18 protein-coding genes are annotated in these 17001 nt (G+C 43.9%); all 18 read right to left on the reverse strand.

What is annotated here, in order from left to right:
• Nucleotides 1-39: 39 nt before the first annotated feature.
• Entirely contained in the window at nt 40-927 is an 888-nt protein-coding gene (locus QM351_RS08980; RefSeq protein ID WP_414327225.1) for an ROK family protein, read from the reverse strand.
• Between the two features lie 15 nt (nt 928-942).
• Nucleotides 943-1860, reverse strand: a complete 918-nt coding sequence (locus QM351_RS08985; RefSeq protein WP_070594665.1) for a dihydrodipicolinate synthase family protein — start codon at nt 1858-1860, stop codon at nt 943-945.
• Between the two features lie 31 nt (nt 1861-1891).
• On the reverse strand, nt 1892-2539 hold the full coding sequence (locus QM351_RS08990; RefSeq protein ID WP_003009419.1) for a YesL family protein: 648 nt from the start codon (nt 2537-2539) through the stop codon (nt 1892-1894).
• 21 nt (nt 2540-2560) lie between these two features.
• Nucleotides 2561-3013, reverse strand: coding sequence for a YhcH/YjgK/YiaL family protein (locus tag QM351_RS08995; protein WP_049472658.1), 453 nt, complete (start codon nt 3011-3013; stop codon nt 2561-2563).
• A gap of 74 nt (nt 3014-3087) precedes the next feature.
• Nucleotides 3088-3927, reverse strand: a complete 840-nt coding sequence (locus tag QM351_RS09000) for a carbohydrate ABC transporter permease (protein ID WP_003002334.1) — start codon at nt 3925-3927, stop codon at nt 3088-3090.
• 15 nt (nt 3928-3942) lie between these two features.
• Complete coding sequence (locus QM351_RS09005) at nt 3943-4830, reverse strand: carbohydrate ABC transporter permease (RefSeq protein ID WP_003009412.1); 888 nt, start codon at nt 4828-4830, stop codon at nt 3943-3945.
• Nucleotides 4831-5012: 182 nt separating this feature from the next.
• Entirely contained in the window at nt 5013-6329 is a 1317-nt protein-coding gene (locus QM351_RS09010; RefSeq protein ID WP_118398165.1) for an extracellular solute-binding protein, read from the reverse strand.
• Between the two features lie 139 nt (nt 6330-6468).
• Complete coding sequence (locus tag QM351_RS09015) at nt 6469-7167, reverse strand: N-acetylmannosamine-6-phosphate 2-epimerase (protein ID WP_118398167.1); 699 nt, start codon at nt 7165-7167, stop codon at nt 6469-6471.
• 170 nt (nt 7168-7337) lie between these two features.
• A complete protein-coding gene (locus QM351_RS09020) occupies nt 7338-7724 on the reverse strand; it encodes an ABC transporter permease (protein ID WP_118398170.1) in 387 nt (128 codons plus the stop codon).
• Nucleotides 7725-7882: 158 nt separating this feature from the next.
• Entirely contained in the window at nt 7883-8935 is a 1053-nt protein-coding gene (locus QM351_RS09025) for a zinc-dependent alcohol dehydrogenase family protein (protein WP_003015314.1), read from the reverse strand.
• Between the two features lie 161 nt (nt 8936-9096).
• Nucleotides 9097-9420 carry a hypothetical protein gene (locus QM351_RS09030; protein WP_003009394.1) on the reverse strand — a complete coding sequence of 108 codons (324 nt, stop codon included), beginning with the start codon at nt 9418-9420 and terminating at the stop codon, nt 9097-9099.
• Nucleotides 9420-9725 carry a hypothetical protein gene (locus QM351_RS09035; RefSeq protein WP_049472664.1) on the reverse strand — a complete coding sequence of 102 codons (306 nt, stop codon included), beginning with the start codon at nt 9723-9725 and terminating at the stop codon, nt 9420-9422. The genes QM351_RS09030 and QM351_RS09035 overlap by 1 nt, the downstream gene beginning before the upstream one ends.
• A 13-nt stretch (nt 9726-9738) precedes the next feature.
• Complete coding sequence (locus QM351_RS09040) at nt 9739-10296, reverse strand: hypothetical protein (protein ID WP_414327226.1); 558 nt, start codon at nt 10294-10296, stop codon at nt 9739-9741.
• Nucleotides 10297-10547: 251 nt separating this feature from the next.
• Entirely contained in the window at nt 10548-13199 is a 2652-nt protein-coding gene (gene adhE, locus QM351_RS09045) for a bifunctional acetaldehyde-CoA/alcohol dehydrogenase (protein WP_049485591.1), read from the reverse strand.
• A 403-nt stretch (nt 13200-13602) separates the two neighbouring features.
• Complete coding sequence (locus QM351_RS09050; RefSeq protein WP_049472667.1) at nt 13603-15405, reverse strand: acyltransferase family protein; 1803 nt, start codon at nt 15403-15405, stop codon at nt 13603-13605.
• Complete coding sequence (locus QM351_RS09055) at nt 15395-15799, reverse strand: hypothetical protein (RefSeq protein ID WP_070586627.1); 405 nt, start codon at nt 15797-15799, stop codon at nt 15395-15397. The genes QM351_RS09050 and QM351_RS09055 overlap by 11 nt, the downstream gene beginning before the upstream one ends.
• Before the next feature lie 25 nt (nt 15800-15824).
• Entirely contained in the window at nt 15825-16250 is a 426-nt protein-coding gene (locus QM351_RS09060) for a low molecular weight protein-tyrosine-phosphatase (protein WP_049483967.1), read from the reverse strand.
• A gap of 174 nt (nt 16251-16424) precedes the next feature.
• A complete protein-coding gene (locus QM351_RS09065; protein WP_368385679.1) occupies nt 16425-16991 on the reverse strand; it encodes a nucleotidyltransferase family protein in 567 nt (188 codons plus the stop codon).
• Nucleotides 16992-17001: the final 10 nt, after the last annotated feature.

Here is a 17001-nt window from a genome sequence, read left to right on the forward strand (position 1 = left end):
TTTTGATGAATCAAAAACAAGTCGCCAACGCGACTTGTTTTATGTTTCATGTTTTTGTCTAAAGTGATAGTAAGCCCCCAACATACCTGCGGCGTTTTGATGGTGGGCAAATTCCAAACGGATCTTATCTGCTAGGCTAGGAACCAGTTCGGCACACAGGGCTTGATAGATTTTTGGCTTGAGGATGGCTTCCTGAGCCATAATCCCCCCTCCAAGAACGATGACCTCTGGATTGACCACATAGGCGATATTGGCCAGTCCTTTTCCGAGATAGGCCACCATCCGATCAATTCCAGCCATACAGATCTTATCTCCTTCAGTTGCCTGCTTGAAGATCCGGCGACCATTCCACTGTTCCACAGGATCACCATGATGTTCTGCCACATACTCGACCAAAGCCGTCGTTGAAGCTAGATCCTGAAAGGCACCGTCTGGCAAATGAAGATAGCCAACCTCACAGGCTGAATTGCTAAAACCATGAAAGACCTGACCATCAAGCAAGAGGCAACCGCCGATCCCTGTCCCAATCGTCAAGCAAACAGCATTGTTCGATCCTTTTGCATGGCCTGTAGTGACCTCTGCGAGACCGGCACAGTTAACATCATTTTCAATCTCGCAAGGGATCTGAAAAGTCTCTTCTATTTCCTTTTTGAATTGGGTTCCTGCATAGTTGGGAATTTGTGGCCCAGCATAAAAGATTTCTCCCTTATCAGGATCCACCATCCCGGCCGAAGAAATCGCAACCCCTGCCAAGGCATGCTTCTTCAAATAACGGGCTACTATTTCCTTTGTTGTTTTAAGTATATGAGGTCCTCCTTTTTGGGCCTCCGTTGGCATTTCATGGGTCTCTAGGAGTTGCCCTTTTGCATCGGCTAGACCATACTTGATACTGGTCCCTCCGATATCAATTACAACATATGGATTCATCTAGACCTCCTTTGATCAAAGGAATCTGTCTTTTGTGTCCTGAATGAGTTGAGCAGCACGTTGAATCACTTCTTGATCCGCTTCTACTACTGGCGTCAAAGGGGAGCGAACAGATCCCAAGTCCAAACCTTCATTGATGCGCAAAACCGCTTTAATGACCGCATACATATTGCCATGAGCAGACGTCAAGACTCCGATAATATCATTGATGGCAAACTGCAAGGCACGCGCGGTCTCTAAGTCTTTCTCAGCAATTAGCTGATTGAGCTTCAAGAATAGCTCTGGCATAGCACCATAGGTGCCACCGATACCAGCATGTGCCCCCATGAGACGACCACCTAAGAATTGTTCATCCGGACCATTAAAGACGATATGGTTATCGCCTCCTAAAGAAGCAAAAGTTTGAATGTCCTGAACAGGCATCGAAGAATTTTTCACCCCAATCACCCGTGGATTTTTCAACATTTCCTTGTAAAGGTTCGGTGTCAAAGCTACCCCAGCCAATTGCGGGATATTGTAGATGACAAAGTCTGTATGAGGTGCAGCTGCACTGATTTCATTCCAGTAGTGGGCCACACCATATTCTGGCAAGCGGAAATAGATCGGCGGAATGGCCGCAATGGCATCCACTCCTAGTTCTTCTGCATGTCGTGCCAATTCCACGCTATCCTTGGTGTTGTTGCAGGCTACGTGAGCAATGATGGTCAATTTCCCTTTAGCTACTGCCATCACTTCTTCTAGAATCAGCTTGCGATCGGCCACGCTCTGGTAGATACATTCGCCAGAGGATCCGTTGACATACAAGCCCTGCACACCTTTCGCGATAAAATATTCTACCAGCGCACGTACCCGCTCCGGGCTAATTTCTCCTTGGTCATCATAGCAGGCGTAAAAAGCGGGGATGACTCCTTCATATTTTTTTAAATCTGACATTTTTTCTCCTTTTGTCACTAATAAATTCATTTTATTCTTGGTACTGGGCAAAAATCTTTTCCATTAATCCAACCTGTGCAAAAGCCAAGCTTGAAAAGCCGAACAAGAAAAAGATCATAAGTCCCAATAGGAAAGCTAAAACCGAGCTTGCAAGAGCCATACATAGAAGTAAGAGAGCACTTCCCATGACAAAGAACCAGGGAAAATGTAAGCCTGTCACAATCATAGCTTTTTGCAAACACTCTTTCCAATCCAATTGGTAGCGGGCCGCAATAGGATAAGCAGCCAATAAGATCAACACAAGAAAGAGAAAGAGGCCTAAACAAATGGTTTTCAAAGCTTGGAAAGCTAGGGAAGTTTGCCCCCAAAATAAGAATAAATCAAAGAGACAAATACCTGCAACAATCAGTTCTAAACTTCCTAGTTGCAAGCCTATTTTCCAATTGTCCCGAAAAGCCTTCGCATAACTACGAATCACCGGAACACGACGCTGGTGCTTAATGGCAAATAAGGTCTGATACAAACTAATTTTCGCAATTCCAATCGTGAGAACTGGTAAACAACTTAGCACAAATAAAAGATTAACAGTTACCAAGTCGAGGACCTTCTCACTAATACGCATCACTACATTGTCCGTGTTAAAAACGGTTTTGATCAATCCTGCCCCCTTAGATGACATAGGCACTCCTTTCTAACGTGATCAATCGATCGCAATTTTAAATAGATATTTTTTCACGATATCTTCTTGCCCTGCATAGCCATTGGGTTGGTGAGGCTCCCCTGGAAAGAAAATCGCAAAATTATGATAGCCTAGATGAAGCGGATAAGACTCCTGGCAATGGACAAAACCGATGTCCGATACTTCATCAAATGCGATAGCCTCACCTGTCACACGAGATCCATAACTCGAAAACTCATGCCCTTCTACTAATAAATGCAAATCAGCATATCTTTTGTGGTGTTCAAAGCGATCATTTTCTGCTTTGTTGAGGGTATTTTCTTGAACGACGAGAAAGACCTTATCCCCATCAATATCGTATCTCCCCAATTCAAAAGAATCCTTCCGATGTTCATAGAGAAAGTCAATGGCCTGATCCAGATTGGGGTGGATCCCTTTGTAAAAGGTGATGTTTTTTAAATCATCAAATATCATATTCTCATCCTTTCGATACTTCTCAGCCTAGAAAACCGATCTGTACACAACTATCGTTTGTCCAAGCAGACGACTTATCCTTTGACCGCTCCCATGGTAATCCCTTGTGTAAAGGATTTTTGGAACACGAGGAAGACCGTAACGATTGGCACTGCAGCTAGGGCTGCCCCAGCCATGATCAAGCCATAGTTGGTGGCCATTTCAGCCTGCATGGTTGCTACCCCTAAGGAAATGGTCAAGTTTTGCCGAGAGGTCAACATTACCAATTGCATAAAGTAGTCGTTCCAGGTGTTGATAAAGGTAAAGATGGCAAGGGCTGCAAATCCCGGCTTGACAATTGGGAAGGCAACGCTCCAGAAAGTCCGCAACTCTCCACAACCATCGATCTTAGCAGATTCTAAGAGTTCTGTTGGGATGTTTTCACTAAATTGCTTCATCAAGAAGACCCCGAATGGCCATCCGACCAATGGTAGAATAACCGCTGCAAGGGTATCATGGATCCCCATAAAGTTAATAATCCGTACCAATGGAACTAAGACAACTTGTTTCGGAAGGGCCATAGCTGCAATGAAGATGGCAAAGAGAATTCGTTGCCCATAGAAGCGTTTCTTAGCCAAGACATAACCTGCCAAGGAAGAGGTCATACACACCAAAAGCATGGTTGCAAGGGAGATGAAGACACTATTCCACAACCATTGTAGGGCTGGGTTTTGTACCATCAACTGTTGGAAGTTTTCCATGGTTGGTGTCTTTGGCCACCATTGAGGTGGGATCATAATGGTATCTGGTTGAGACTTAAAGGCCCCTGTCAAAATCCAATAAAATGGGAAAATGAACAAGACTGTCAAAAGGAGCAAAATGATCGTTGAAATCACTGTAAAGGCAGTGATGGGTTTCTTTTGTGTTGGTTTCATCTGAGGCTCCTTTCTTTAGTATTCTACGTCGTTTCCGAGGATCTTGAATTGCGCAAAACTGATAATGGCAATCATCACCGCAAGGAAGACACCCATGGTGTTGGCATAACCGTATTCAGAGAGTTTAAAGGCTTTTTCATAGAGGTAGTACATAAGGGTACTCGTTGAGTAGTTAGGACCACCGGATGTCAACAATTGGATCAAGGCGAAACATTGGAAAGAGTTAATAGTCGTAATGATGGCAATGTACAAGGTTGTTGGCAACAAGCTTGGCCATTTGATCTTCCAGAAAACTTGAAATTCTGTCGCACCGTCGACACGCGCTGCTTCTACGAGAGAATTATCAATATTTCCCATAGCTGCGATGTAGAGGATGATCGGTTGACCAACAGAGGTGGTCAACAAGATGATAATGATGGCCATCAAAGCCCAGTGCTTGTCCCCCAACCAAGAAATGTTTTGGTTGATGACATGTCCAGATTTCAATACAAAGTTCAAAATCCCTGATAGCGGATCATAGATCCATTTCCATACAACCGTTACCGCTACACTCCCTGTAACAACTGGAAGGAAGAAGACGAAACGATAGAAGGAACGCGCAATGGCATTTTGATGGTAGGTCTGAGAAGCCACAAACAAGGAGAACAATACGACGATCGGAACCGAGCCGATAACGATGATGACAGTATTGATCAAGGACTTCACAAAGACCTTATCCGCAAACATGCGGGAATAATTTTCTAAACCGACAAACTTGAAGGATGTCATAGAATAGTTGAAGAAACTTGTCACAAAGCCCATGATCATGGGGGCTAGGACAAAGACCGTAAAGAAGATTAAAATGGGTGCTAGGAATGCGTAGGAAACGAGCGTCTCCCTCATTCGGATTTTGTTTACCTTCACAGTAAGGCACCTCCTAGTGTTCTTTTTCTATTTTCTTTTCTAAACATATCTTCCGACTTAAGAAAAGAAGATCCAGAAAGAATGAAGACCCCTTCGTTCCATTCCAAATAGAGAGATACGGATTCGAAGGGGCCTGCATATTCTCATTTCTATGAAAGACTTAGATTTGCTTCATAGACTGATTATTTTTTCGTAATGGTTTCGTTTGCTTTTTCAGTAAAGGTCTTCAAAGCTGGTTCTGCTTTTTCATCCCCGTTTGAAACAGATTGCAACATTGGGAACCATAGGGTCCGCATTTCTGCAAAACCGTCGATTGTGTTGTAGTATGGTGAGTAGTATTTTGTCCAAGTGCTGATGGTTTCCATCCGTTTGTCATCGTACAACTTACCAAATGAACTACGAACTGGGAAAGCTCCTGTACGCACAACATCTTTTGGACCCCATTCTTTGTCGTCTGCGATGAACTGTACAAATTTCTTAGCAGCAGCAATTTTCTTTTCATCTTTATTATTGAAGACAGCAAATCCATTGACAAGGTATTCCAATTTTGGCTTGCCTGAGTCAGATGGGAATGGCACTTCTACTACTTCTACCTTACTTGCATCCAACAATTTAGCTTGGATACCGTTTTGTGAAGGCGCCCACAAGATGGTGTAAGAAGTTTGACCATTCGCAAAGTTTTGGATGTCTGCTCCACCATCGAATTGAGAACCATTCATCATCAAGCCGTCATCGATCCATTTAGAAGCTTTTTCCAAACCTTTGACAAATTTTGGATCATCTGTTGTATACTTGGTTACTTTTTCATCAGTAACAGAACCGCCATAAAGGTTAGCAATGAAGGCACGAGTTCCTTGGTCTCCACCTTGACCATTACTGAAGAGTGATCCTGGTGTATAACCTTTGTCTTTCAAAGCTTTCAATACTTTTTCAAAGTCGTCTGTTGTCCAGCCTTCTTTGACAAGATCCAAGACGCCTGCATCTTTGAGCATCTTCTTATTCATCGCCATGTAGAATGGTGCTGAACTAATTGGATACATGTAAGCTGTGTCGCCTGCCTTGCTGGCTTGAATGATATTTTCATTATTGACATCTTTGACAAAATCTTCGGTAAAGAGATCGTTCAAATCAGCCAATTTTCCATTTTTACCATACTGAATGATCCGTCCAGGTGCATCAAAGAGCACATCTGGAGCAGTTCCTGCTTCAATAGCCGTTGTGATCTTTTCAGGACCTGACTTGAAGTCAATGGTTTCCAAATTCACGTGGATATCTGGATTTGCTTTTTCAAAAGCTGCAATAATTGATTTTTCGTAGGTTCCGACACCATCTTCTGCTTTTTCTTGAGTAAAGACTGGGAAGGCCCACCAAGTGATTTCTGTTTTACCAGAATTTCCACCAGAAGATTCTGATTTTGATCCTCCGCCAGAGCCACAAGCTGCGAGTGCTAGAAGAGCTGCACCAGCTACCAACGAGCACAATACTTTTTTCATTTTCATGTGATTTCTCCTCACAATTTACGGTAAGATTACTCTTACAGGGGGTTATCCTCAATGAGGACGCCTATTCTTGTTCATGTTTCAGATTCGACTACTCTCTATTCGGTCTCCTCCTCCTTCAATCTACTGTTTTGTTTACTCATTTTAAGGCTGCGACGAAGCGCTCTGTAATCTCTTTTGGTCGGGTAATGGCACCACCTACAACGATGCCGCGAACCCCGAGATCATGGATTTTCTTGGCCTGATCCGGATAGTGGATCTTACCTTCTGCGATGACATCCACTCCTGCTTGGCAGAGGCGATGGATCAGTTCAAAATCTGGACCATCAACCTTTGGACTGTAGTCCGTATAGCCCGAAAGGGTCGTTCCGACAAAGTCCACTCCCGCTTCGACAGCTGTCAATCCTTCTTCCAGAGTAGAGATATCAGCCATCAAGAGTTGGTCTGGATATTTCTCTTTGACTTGATGGATAAAGTCACTAATCAAAAACCCATCATGACGCGGACGTTTAGTACAATCAAGCGCAATGACCGCGATATCCAAAGCTGCCAACTCATCGACTTCTTTCATAGTAGCCGTGATAAAGGGTTCTTCAGGTGGGTAATCGCGTTTAATAATCCCAATGATCGGCAACTTGGTCACTTCCTTGATTTCCTTGATATCCCGGACACTATTAGCTCGGATTCCGACAGCTCCACCCTGCTCAGCCGCTTTGACCAAGAGAGGAATGACTCCTCCTGCTTCTGTATAGAGCGGTTCATGAGGGAGGGCTTGACAAGAAACAATGATGCCATCTTTGATTTGTTCAATCAGTTCATCTTTTGTAATCTTTGACATAACTCCTTCTCCTTTGATAATAAGGCAACTCGAGTACTTGTAAAATGATTATAATCTATTTTTGAAGCGCTTACAATGTTAATCGTGCAATTGGATTATAGTTTCACATTTTAGGGCAAAACAAAAAGATCTCTGAAACTAGTTTCAGAGATCTAGGACATGATGATTCCCTAGGCCATCTTTTGAGTCGCTTTTTCCTTTACGACAAATACAAAACCGATAGAGCCGACGACGGCTCCAAGCAAGATCCAATAGACCATATCCGATGAAGCCATTGGGCCTGCCAAGAGACCTGCTAGTAAAAAGAGATTGATATACAGTCGGGTATCGCGATAGAAGGTCCAATTGAAATGGTAGCTACCTTCTGGGTACTGACGTGTCGATACAGGCGGTTGAAAGACCTGAAGAAGGATCAAAATCCCAACAAAAGCAAGATAAGCGAGGCTAACTACCGAAAGAGGATCCCGCATCGTCAAAGCTACAGCCGCTAAAAGCAAGACCAAGATCCAGAAATGAAAGTCCATCCAGAATTCACGATGATAACGAAGCCGTTTCATAAGATCACACCTTTCTCTTTATGTAATCGTTTTCTGTACTTCTATTATAAGACAACAAATTTATTTTGCAAGGAATCATTGGCTTTTTGGGGTTGAAAATAGGACCAGAATATCTCTGGTCCGTCTAAAAAAACTATGAACAAACATTAGTTGCCACTTCATTCACTGATATCATTTTCGATAATCACCTTGAGAGCATGGTTTTCACCCGCATGTTTAAAGACATCATAGGCTTTTTCAACTTCTGAGAGTTTGAAGTGGTGGGTGATGAGCTTGGTTGCATCGATCTTGCCTGATTTCAAGACATTGAGCAACATTTCAGTGGTATTGGCATTGACAAGACCGGTGTTAAGAGTAATGTTCTTGATCCACAAATCATCCAAATTGAAGCTAACCGGTTTTCCGTGGACACCGACATTGGCAATATGACCACCGACAGAGATGACGTTTTGGCAGACATCAAAAGTAGCAGGATAACCCACACATTCCATAGAGATATCGACCCCACGACCTTCGGTCACTTCATTGATAAAGGCCTTGATTTCAGCGATATCGCTGGAGCAGATGGTGTGAGTTGCCCCAAATTTCTTAGCTGCTTCAAGACGAGATTCAGACAAGTCCACCATGATAATCGTAGCTGGTGAGAAGAATTGAACGGTCAAAAGTGCTGCAAGACCAATCGGACCAGCTCCAACGATACAGACATTATCACCTGGTTTTACATGAGATGGAAGCACCCCAATTTCATAAGAGGTTGGGAGAATATCTGAGAGCATGACCAAGGCTTCGTCATCCACAGTTTCAGGCGCATGATAAAGACTTCCATCCGCATGTGGAATGTGGACATACTCTGCTTGGGTTCCGTTGATCAAGTGACCTAAAATCCAACCACCATCTTCACAGTGAGAAGGCAAACTACGTTTACAGTAGTAGCAGGTATTACAAGCTGTGACACAAGAGATGATGACCTTGTCGCCTACCTTGAAGTTATTCACTGCATCGCCGACTTCTTCGACGATCCCGATTCCTTCGTGGCCTAAAATCGTGCCTTCTTTACAAGCTGGCACATCTCCTCCTAGGATGTGAAGGTCTGTCCCACAGATGGTTGTCTTCAAGACACGCACAATGGCATCCGTTGGATTTTTGATCACTGGTTTTGGTTGATCCAGCAGTTGCAGATTGCCTGCAGATACATAGGTTGCAGCTTTCATAAGCGACTCCTTTTTTGTTGGTTTGATAAAACCATTTTATTTTCGTTTCTTTGTGAATATTATAACATACTAAGTAAGCGCTTGCAAGATTTTATAGGCACATTTTTAAAAGTTTTTTGAGCAAACAAAAACATTCCCCTTATCTATACCAGAGGAATGTTTCAATCACCTTGTTCTAATTGTTGACGCTGCTTGTAGTACTCTTGCTGCTCGCGCTCGCGTTCTTCTTCTAAACGCTCTTCATAGCGCTTGAGTTCTGCCTCAAACTCTTCTTGCAAGGCAAATAAACGCTCCAGGCCACTTTGAGCCTCCGCACTTGGCGCTTGAAAATGAAGGGCACTTAGCCAGTCCACTAAATTTTCTGTATGTTGGCGGACATCCATACGCATATCCGCATAATCCCACTCCAACTCACTAAGCTTTTGATTGAAGCGGTAATGTCGATCTTCTAGTTGTTCTAATTCACTATTTCCTGAATGGTACATCACATACCTCCTTTAATCGGACTCAATAAAATAGGCTTCTTCACTGCTTTCAGTGCTGTTTCTACCGCGTCCGCTGCTCCTCCTGTAAATCCATCTTTCAAATCACTAACGAGGGTCGTTGTAGCAAAAGAGCGCATCTTTTCGGATTGACCGCCCAAGGTTACCTGCAAACTCATCCCTTCCAACATCATCAAGGCTTTCTGCGTTGCAATCAAACTTCGGATCGCAATCCGCTCTTGCTCCTTTTTAATCTCTCGATGGAGCTCCTCAATTCGTTCTCTGTCCTCTCCCAGGATCTCTAACATCTTTTTCTCCTACTTATGAAAAATCAAAGGCCGTCGCTTGTCCCTTGTCCAAGTCCACCAATTGAGCTGATGCTGCCTCCAACTGACCTGCCAAATCTGACAAGCGAGTAGAGTAGGCCTTTGCTTGGGCAAGGTTTTCCGCCTCTACTGCTTGGTCCCAACAAGTATCCATGGAGAACTCTCCTAATAGTTGCTCCACTTCTGCATCTGTTAAAAATTGGGCCATGCTGTGGGCCATTTGAGACACCTCAGCGACCTTATGAGAAACCGTCTCCTTAGCCTCTTCCAGCTTATCCTTGACTTCTGCCTCAAAGACAGTTGCTTGCGCTGAAGCATTCTGCGCTACCGCCAGCACCAATTCCTCCCGCAATTGAATGGTCTGGGTTCCAGATGCGCCTGCCAGTTGCTGATGGAGGCTAGAAATGCTTGGATTTTCCTGCCCATACATGGAGACCACCGAAGCAGATGATGGCTGATTTTCTGAAGCGGACGTTGCCCGATCTCGTTGGGGCATTTCAATAATTTTCTGTGCCTGATCTTGTCTTCCTTGCACGTCACCTTCTAACTCCATTTGAGATGGCCTCCTTTCTTGGATTTGTTTTTTCGTTTCCTATAACTGAAAAAGGATCATAACCCTTCAGCTACAGGCAGATTCACACACTATAGGGTAACATAAAATAGCTCGGAATGCTATAAAAATAACACAATTTCTGAAAAAAAGTCTAATTTTTTATGAAAAAACGAGTTTTGGACCCAAATAGCAAAAATCCCCCGCTCTTTCGAGTGGGGGTAGCTGATAAACATCAGTTGTTCCTTGGCGTCTTATTTACGACGTCCTGGACGTTCCTTGTAACCATAGTAAGCATCTTCGATGATTTCTTGCATATGGTCTACCATTGGAAGACGTGGGTTAGCTGGTGAACATTGATCTTCATAAGCAAGGAAGGCCAATTCACGAGAATGTTTCTTCCATTCTTTTTCATCGATGCCTTGTGCTTTGAAGTTCATTTCGATACCACAGCGTTCACCGAGTTCGTATACAGCTTTTGCGTAAGCTTCAACGGCTTCTTCTGGAGTAGAGCATGGAAGTCCTAGCATACGAGCGATATCTTGGTATTTTTCATCTGCACGGTAGTAGTTGTACTTAGGCCATGTAGCTGTCTTAGCTGGGCGTGTACCGTTGTAGCGGATAACGTATGGAAGCAAGATGGCATTGGTCCGTCCGTGGATGGTGTGGAATTGCGCACCGATCTTGTGGGCCATTGAGTGAGAAATACCGAGGAAGGCATTGGCGAAGGCCATACCTGCGATGGTTGACGCATTGTGCATCTTTTCGCGTGAATGGAAGTCCGCATTCTTGACTGAGCTTTCCAAGTTTTCAAAGACAAGTTTAATAGCTTGAAGAGCAAGACCATCTGTGAAGTCGCTAGCCATTTGTGATACGTAAGCTTCTGTCGCGTGCGTCAAGACGTCCATACCAGTGTCTGCTGCAACAGATCCTGGAACTGTCAATACCAAGGCAGGGTCTACGATGGCTACTGTTGGAGTCAATGAGTAGTCTGCGATTGGGTATTTACGGTTGTTTGCTTTATCAGAAATAACGGCAAATGGAGTTACTTCAGATCCTGTACCAGATGTTGTTGGGATGGCGATGAATTTAGTCTTCTTACCAAGCAATGGGAACTTGAAGGCACGTTTACGGATATCCATGAATTTTTGAACCAAGTCACGGAAGTCCACTTCTGGTTGTTCGTAGAAGAGCCACATAACTTTGGCCGCATCCATTGGTGACCCACCACCGAGAGCAATGATCGTATCTGGTTTGAAGGCACGCATGATCTCTGTACCACGTTCAACAGTTGTGATATCTGGATCTGGTTCTACGTCTGCAAAGATTTGGTAAACCACCTTGTTGCGACGAAGGTCAAGCTGTTCGATGATACGATCAAGGAAACCAAGCTCTACCATAGCGTGGTCTGTAACGATCATGACACGTTCAACGTCACGACATTTTTGTAAGTATTCAATTGAATCACGTTCAAAGTATGTTTTTGAAGGAAGTTTCATCCATTGCATGTTATTTCTCCGGCGTCCGACTTTTTTAATATTCAAGAGGTTGATGGCACTAACGTTGTCCCCAACAGAGTTGCGTCCGTAAGAACCACATCCAAGTGTTAATGATGGCAAGAAGGCATTGTATACATCCCCGATACCACCGAAAGTCGAAGGAGAGTTGCAGATAACACGAATGGCTTTAACTGCTTTACCAAATTCTTTGGTCAATTCTTCGTCAGCTGTATGGATGGCAGCTGAGTGACCAAGACCGTTGAATTCAACCATTTGGCGAGCTTTGTTAATTCCGTCTTCACGGCTTTCAGATTTCAAGACTGCAATGACTGGTGACAATTTTTCACGAGTCAAAGGCTCTTTTTCACCAACTTCTTTACATTCTGCCGCAAGGATATTGGTTCCTTCTGGAACTGAGAAGCCAGCTTGTTCTGCGATCCATGCTGCTGGTTTCCCAACGATGTCCGCATTCAATTTCGCACCCGCACAGTTTTTGCTGTTCGCTTTCACACCGAAGCAGAACTCTTCAAGAAGGGCTTTTTCTTTTTTGTTAACAAAGTAAGTGTGGTAAGATTTGAATTCTTCAACAAACTCATCGTAGATTTCTTTATCGATGATGACCGCTTGTTCAGACGCACAGACCATACCGTTGTCAAATGATTTAGACATGACGATATCGTGTGCTGCTTGGCGGATGTTGGCTGATTTTTCAACGTAAGCAGGCACGTTTCCGGCACCAACCCCAAGAGCTGGTTTTCCACAAGAATAAGCAGCTTTCACCATGGCGTTACCACCGGTCGCAAGGATCGTAGCAACTCCTTCATGGTTCATAAGGGCACTGGTTGCTTCCATAGAAGGTTGGGTAATCCATTGCACACAGTTCTCAGGTGCTCCAGCTGCAATTGCCGCATCGCGTACGATTCGTGCCGCATGAGCAGATGATTCTTGAGCAGATGGGTGGAAGGCAAAGACGATAGGGTTCCGTGTCTTCAAGGAAATCAATGCTTTAAAGATTGCTGTTGAAGTAGGGTTTGTTGTAGGAGTGATCCCACAGACAACTCCGACTGGCTCCGCAATCAAAGTTAAACCAGTGACATCATCTTCTGAAATGACACCAACTGTCTTGGTGTGACGCATGTTGTTCACAACGTGTTCACAAGCGAATAAGTTCTTCGTCGCCTTGTCTTCAAAGACCCCACGACCAGTTTCTTCATAAGCATGAAGAGCGAGCTCACCGTGTGCGTCAAGAGCAGCTACAGATGCTTTCGCTACAATGTAGTCCACTTGCTCCTGGTTCAATTTGCGCATTTCTTCAAGCGCTACGAGCGCTTTTTGCACCAACTCGTCTACGTGTTTTTCAGCAGCGAGTTTCTTTTCTTCAGGTGAGAGAGTTTTTTTATCAGCCATTTGATGCTTTCCTCCAATGTTTGAAACCCTTATCCTTTTCTAGAACTTTTTTCATGTTTTCGGAAATTTTCAAGAATAGTGTAAGAAATTTCGATTTGTTAATTATTTCACAATATAATTGTACTCTATTTTGAGATTTTTGTAAACACTTCCAAGCAACTTTCACAAAGATTTTTTTGAAGTTTGTGAAATTTTTATCAATCCTATTGCTGTGAAAGTAATCATCTAGCAAAATTGTGAAAAAATAATTAAAAAATTTTTTTCTTCACAAAGTGATATTTTCAATTGACTTATGTAAGCGTTTTCTTAATCTTACTAAAAAAAGCAGCTTTTTACAAGTAAAAAGTTGCTTTTTGTTTTATTTTGTTAGGATTTGTTTTGTTTCAGTTTCAGAGAAGCATTTTTACTTCTTGACCGGACCCTTTTCGGCCTTATCAAGGGCTTCTTTGACTGTTTGAGCATAGAGTTCCCCACCATTGGTTTCCATATTGAAGTGAACAGAGTCTGTTCCCACCCAAATGTTTGGATTTTCAATTGCTACTTGGTACCAGTCCGCAATGGTGATAAAGTCGTATTTCTTTGCTAGTTCCAACTCATAAAGACGGGTTTGAACCGATTCACTGGACTGATCGTTGGCATAGCGACCATCATATGGTGTCACAAGGATCAGGCGACGGCCTTTTGGAAGTTTCTCAACATACTGATCCAGCAATTCTTTGTAGTTGCTTACAGTATTGGTTCCTAGGGCAATGACCACATTTTTTAGGAGAACTTTATTGGAGATGTCAGTCTCAAAGACCTTCATTCCATTTTCCAACTGACGACTCACCACTGCATCAATCTGGATGCCAGGGATGGCTTTAGTCAGGTAGTCCTGCGCTCGCAAGTTAACCGAATCACCGATCATGGTCACACCATTTGAGACGTTATAGTCTGTTGCAGTCGCATTATCCACTTGCGTCCGTGTGACCTGCATTTTGCTGTCTGCTTGATTGAGCCCACTCACTACCAAACTCTCATCAAAAGCTCCGACGGTTGGTGCAAAGGCGGAGATTCCAACCATCAAGAGAGCCAGTGGAATCATGAGGTAAAAGATCGGTTTGGTCAAAAAACTGAGATCCATCTTCATGCCAAAGACACGAGGCTCCTTGCCTGCAATGGTTGGCTCCAAAATATAGAAGGACAGAGCCGTTAGAATCAAGGAAACGATCGTCGTCACAAGGGCTGCCATCATATTTCCCAAATGTTGAGAGAAGATGATAAAGAAAGGCCAGTGGAAAAGATAGACACCATAACTGGTATCTGCCAAGAAATTGAGGATGGCTGGTTCTTTTTTATCTGGCGTCTTCTCATGGAGAATGCGGGCCGACAGAATCATGGCACAAGCTGCGATTGTCGCTGCTAAAAAGCCAAACAGATAGGTCCACAAGCTATCAAATGGCAAGAAAAGACTGAGCACAAACAAGAAGGCAAAGCTTCCACCCAAGACCGATAAGGTCTTTTTCATGCTCCAAGACTGCACCAGCTTTGTAAAGTTCGGGCTGACATTAGCAATCCCTGTCACCGTTGCTAGGCATGATCCCGCAAAGAAGGGGAAGATGTGAGTGAAGCTAGAAAAATAGATGGTAGAGAAATTGGCTGTCAGAAAGGCACGGATGAACATGGACAAGAAGGTGAAGAGAAAGAGCCCGCTGGATGCCAGGAAGAGCATACCTCGGTACTTTCCAACCGTCTTAGCCCGCTTAGCCAAGAACCATGCCAAAAGTGCCCAGAGCACATAGTAATGCACTTCTAGGGCCAAACTCCAGGTATGAAGGAAGAGATGTGGAATGAAGTTACTTTCGTAACTACCACCCGTTGCCATCTCAAAGAAATTGGTCACAAAACCGAAGACCGCCGCAATCTGAGTCCCAATACCAGCCACGTAGTCCCGTTGGACCATAAAGGTAAAGGGCATCACGACCAAGACCATAAAGACAAGGGGTGGTACGATCCGGTAAAAGCGCCGTTTCAAGAATGCCAGGTAGTCGATTCCTTGCTTGCGCGCAAATTCATCGATCAAGAGCGCTGTAATCAAAAATCCTGAGAAGGTGAAGAAAATATCTACCCCAATGAAGCCTCCAGGAAAGGCTTTTTGGAAGAAATGGTAAAGCAATACCAATAAGAGTCCTGTAACACGGACTAGTGAAAACCATTTAATGCGCATTTTGATAAATCCCCTGCTTGAATGTTCCTTTGTATACGACGTTGGCTTCTGTGGTTAAGGTGCCTTTGCCCTCCGGCTGGCCGTTAACAAACTGCCCTTCATAGGTCCAACCATCCTTGGACTTAAACTTACCATAGCCGCTAAAAGAGCCGTTGACGAGGTTACCTGTATAGGTATCCCCATTTTTAAAGGTGACGGTTCCCTTGCCATTCATCTTGCCACGGACCAAACTTCCGTCGTAACGGATCGCCCCCTTATCCAAGGTCAAGACGCCCTGACCTGGAATGGCTGAAAGGAAAACCAGCAAAGCAGATAGAATAATCACGACTAATGCTGCTATTTCTAAATTTTTTCGCGTCAGATAGACCTTATAAGTCTCATAAAATTCTTTCATATTCATTCTCTCACATATCAAACTCTTAGGAAGTTGCTAACTGATCTAACCAAGCCTTACAGCCGCTCAGGACTCTGGAATAGGTCTCCTCAAAATCACCGGTATACCACGGATCTGGCACACTTTCAGCAGCAAAAAGATGAATCTTGTGTTCTGTTCCTGCAGGAGCCATTTGCTTCAGATCTGCTACATTGTTTTCGTCCATCCCTAGGATCAAATCAAAGTTGTAAAAATCCTCTTCCTTGATCTGTAAGGACGTCTTGGCTGGATCATATGGGACCTGGTGTTGTTGAAAGATTTTCTGGGTTCCCCGATGGATGGGATTGCCATGTTCCCAGCTCGAGGTGGCCCGACTTTCAATCTCATACTGATCCGTCAAGTCCTTCATGACAAACTCCGCCATGGGGCTCCGACAAATATTTCCTAAGCAGACAAAGACGATTTTTTTCATGATTCCACCTAACTCCTTGTTCGGACTGCCCAACCTAGCTGAGCCCTTCGCTTTCCACTATGGAAAACCAGCATACTATTACTATTATAACAAAAATGTGACAGAAAGATGACAAAGGGGCTCCATCATTTTAAAGAAAAATCAGATTCCTTTTTTCAAATCTGATCTGTTTCTCTATTTTGGAAAACGAACCTCTAATGGAGGCCATTTACTCTGCCAATTTTTCTTTTTCATCCGCTCTGTATAAACCGCTAAACGCTCTGGACTGGCTAAAAAATGCGGAGTCGGCTGAACGATGAAGTCTTCGATATCCTTTGTCCCATAAGGGAGAAAGAGCTCTAGCTGACCATCTTTCCTTAGGCGAACTGCAAGTGCCGTACACTGCTCGGGGTATTTGGAAACCGCATCACAGGCACTGCGATATGGAGCTGTCCCCGGGCTATGCTGGTGCATGTAGACTTGATTTTTCACTTCCCAAGCGTACTGGGGATAGGTCTTCTTTAATTCCTGCTCGATCTGCAGAGTCTCCTCATAACTGATCGTAGGGTCATAAAAGACCAGATCCAGATCTGTCGTCGCATCAAACCCTGGTCTGCCAGAAAGCTGGTTCCAGACGAAATTGCGCACCGCGCCCGCTGCTAACCAGGCATCTGCCAAGTCTAGATCTCGAATAATGGCCAAGACAGTCATCATCTCCGGATCCGCTTGGATCTGTTCTACTATTGTTTCTTCCGTCAGCATCTTCTTCTAG

This window comes from Streptococcus parasanguinis (assembly GCF_047465465.1).
Lineage (GTDB): Bacteria > Bacillota > Bacilli > Lactobacillales > Streptococcaceae > Streptococcus > Streptococcus parasanguinis_AI.